General features: G+C 70.6%; 4 protein-coding genes and 1 pseudogene. 4 read left to right on the top strand and 1 reads right to left on the bottom strand.

All coding sequences use genetic code 11. From position 1 onward, the window contains the following. Positions 1–234: pseudogene (locus ACYVE9_RS21625) on the bottom strand (hypothetical protein); the annotation flags it as partial. A gap of 264 nt (positions 235–498) precedes the next feature. On the opposite strand from ACYVE9_RS21625, the gene rimP reads away from it, so the two are divergent. The 4 genes from rimP to ACYVE9_RS21605 all read left to right on the top strand — a co-directional run. Then, the gene (gene rimP, locus ACYVE9_RS21620) at positions 499–996 is read left to right on the top strand and encodes a ribosome maturation factor RimP (protein WP_461029553.1); all 498 of its coding nucleotides are present in this window, start codon (positions 499–501) and stop codon (positions 994–996) included. 2 nt (positions 997–998) lie between these two features. Continuing rightward, complete coding sequence (gene nusA / locus ACYVE9_RS21615; RefSeq protein WP_461029552.1) at positions 999–2,000, top strand: transcription termination factor NusA; 1,002 nt, start codon at positions 999–1,001, stop codon at positions 1,998–2,000. A gap of 120 nt (positions 2,001–2,120) precedes the next feature. Further along, on the top strand, positions 2,121–2,408 hold the full coding sequence (locus ACYVE9_RS21610; protein ID WP_461029551.1) for a YlxR family protein: 288 nt from the start codon (positions 2,121–2,123) through the stop codon (positions 2,406–2,408). 153 nt (positions 2,409–2,561) lie between these two features. Continuing rightward, positions 2,562–2,812 (top strand): translation initiation factor IF-2 N-terminal domain-containing protein (locus ACYVE9_RS21605; RefSeq protein ID WP_461029550.1); only part of this gene is annotated, 251 nt, incomplete at its 3' end.

The following is a 2,812-nucleotide window of genomic DNA, read 5'->3' as shown; positions in this document are numbered from 1 at the left end:
CAGCGGCGCCAACCGCTCGTCCAGCGCGGGGTGGGCGGCTGCGGTCGCGTCGTAGTGCCTCAGCAGCGCGGCGCTCTCCCGGGCCGTCCGGTGCCGCAGCCGCCGCACCGCCTTGTCCTCTTCCGCCTGCGCGCGCTGCTGCGCCCGGTCCCCGCCGGAGCAACCGGCGAGCAGCACGACGGCTCCGGTCGCTCCCGCGGCCAGCAAGGTCCGGCGATGCGGATCGAGAGCCACGGGCCACTCCATCAGGAATAAAGGATCAGCAGGTGAGCACGGTGTCAGAACAGGTGATCACCGTTTGGTGAGAGTACCCGGAGGGTACGCGCGCTGCGGTGGCCAGCCCCGGCGTGCCGGAGTTGGCACCCGTGCGGCGGTCACGGTCGGCGCGACCCGCGGCAGGCGCTACGCTTTACCGGGCACGCCGAGACCTCCGCCAGTTGACGTACGTCTCCGTTCCAGTCCCTCAACAACAGCACACGCGGCCGAGGAGTCACCCGGATGAGCACCACCCAGATCGAGAGGCTGCGCGCGCTGGTCGAACCGCTCGCTTCCGAGCGGGGGCTGGATCTCGAAGAACTCGGAGTGAGTCCGGCCGGCAAGCGCCGCGTACTGCGGGTGGTCGTCGACTCCGACGAGGGCGTGCAGCTGGACACCTGCGCCGAACTCAGCCGCGAGGTCTCCGCGGCGCTCGACGAGGGCGACGTGATGGGCGGCCAGCCCTACACCCTCGAAGTCACCTCTCCCGGTGCCGACCGGCCGCTCACCGAGCTGCGGCACTACCGCCGCGCCGTGGACCGCCTGGTCAGGTTCCAGTTGCACGAGGGCGGCGAACTGACCGCCCGCATCACCGCCGTGGACGACGCCGGACTCGACGTCGAGGTGCCGGGGCTCAAGGGGCGCAAGCCCACCACCCGGCGGCTGGAGTTCGACCAGGTCGCCAGGGCCAAGGTCGAGATCGAGTTCAACCGCAAGAACAAGAACGAAGAGGAGGCGTAGTCGTGGACATCGACATGAGTGCCCTGCGGGGACTCGTCCGGGAGAAGGAGATCTCCTTCGGACTGCTCGTGGAAGCGATCGAATCGGCTCTCCTCATCGCCTACCACCGGACCGAGGGCAGCCGCCGTCGGGCCCGGGTCGAGCTGGACCGGGAGACCGGTCACGTCACGGTGTGGGCCAAGGAGGACGCCGGCCCGGACGGTGACGTCGAGGAGGGGCAGGAGCCCCGCGAGTTCGACGACACCCCCTCCGGTTTCGGCCGGATCGCCGCCACCACCGCCAAGCAGGTCATCCTGCAGCGCCTGCGGGACGCCGAGGAGGAGATCACCCTCGGCGAGTACGCCGGCCGTGAGGGCGACATCGTCACCGGTGTGGTCCAGCAGGGCAGGGACCCCAAGAGCGTGCTGGTGGACATCGGCCGGCTGGAGGCCATCCTGCCGCCGCAGGAGCAGGTCCCCGGTGAGGACTACAGCCACGGCACCCGGCTGCGCAGCTACGTGGTGCGGGTCGCCAAGGGCGTGCGCGGCCCGTCCGTGACGCTGTCGCGCACCCACCCCAACCTGGTGCGCAAGCTGTTCGCGCTCGAGGTGCCGGAGATCGCCGACGGTTCCGTCGAGATCGCCGCCGTCGCCCGCGAGGCCGGCCACCGCACGAAGATCGCGGTGCGCTCCACGCGGTCCGGCCTCAACGCCAAGGGCGCCTGCATCGGCCCGATGGGCGGCCGGGTGCGCAACGTGATGGCCGAGCTGCACGGTGAGAAGATCGACATCGTCGACTGGTCGGACGACCCGGCGGAGCTGGTCGGCAACGCGCTCTCGCCCGCCCGGGTGAACAAGGTCGAGATCGTCGACCTCGCGGCCCGGTCGGCACGGGTCACCGTGCCCGACTACCAGCTGTCGCTGGCGATCGGCAAGGAGGGCCAGAACGCCCGCCTCGCCGCGCGGCTCACCGGGTGGCGGATCGACATCCGCCCCGACGAGGAGCCCGGCTCGGCGCCGTCCTGAGACGTCGGCAGCCCACGACGACCCACCACGAACGAGGCCGGCGCCCGCCGGCGGCCGAATCCGTGACCGCGCCCCCGTGCCCCGGCGGGGGAGCCGGTCGCACGGGGAGGTAGACTTAACATGTCTGGCCGGACGCACACCCCGGGCTGCCCCGAGCGCACTTGCGTGGGCTGCCGGAAGCATGCGGCCAAGGCCGAGCTACTGCGTGTGGTGCTGATCGACGGTCGCTGTGTCCCCGATCTTCGCGGTACGCTGCCCGGCCGGGGTGCTTACGTGCACCCTGATCCAGCCTGTCTCGACCTGGCGGTCCGCCGCCGGGCGTTCCCGAGGGCCTTCCGGCACAAGGGAACCCGAGGTCCGCTCGACACCGCGGAAGTCCGCCGGTGCGTGGAACAGGCACAACCGTAAGACGCTCCGCACGGAACCCCGTGCCGGAGAGGTACCTCGCGAGTCGGAAGTAGGTCGAGATTGCGATGAGCACTCGATGAGTACGCGATGAGTACGCCCATGCACAAGTAGCGAAGGTCCGGCGGACACGACCCCGGACCATAAAGGAGCGAAGTGGCTAAGGTCCGGGTATACGAGCTCGCCAAAGAGCTTGGAGTGGAAAGCAAGGTCGTCATGGCCAAGCTCCAAGATCTGGGTGAATTCGTCCGTTCGGCGTCCTCGACCATCGAGGCGCCCGTTGTTCGCAAGTTGACCGACGCGTTCGGCGCGGGTGGTGGCGCCGGTGGCGCCAAGAAGTCCGCGGCGAAGCCGGGGGCGCCGAAGCCGGCCGCCTCCGCCCCCAAGCCGGGTGCCCCCCGGCCGGC

The organism is Streptomyces sparsus (assembly GCF_054776295.1).
The sequence above is the reverse complement of the archived record's forward strand: the minus strand, read 5'-3'. Positions and strand labels throughout refer to the sequence as shown.

Bases quoted from the DNA above. Each gene is read 5' to 3' on its own strand.
- ACYVE9_RS21610 (WP_461029551.1), top strand. From the start codon at position 2,121: ATGTCTGGCCGGACGCACACCCCGGGCTGCCCCGAGCGCACTTGCGTG.
- rimP (WP_461029553.1), top strand. From the start codon at position 499: ATGAGCACCACCCAGATCGAGAGGCTGCGCGCGCTGGTCGAACCGCTC.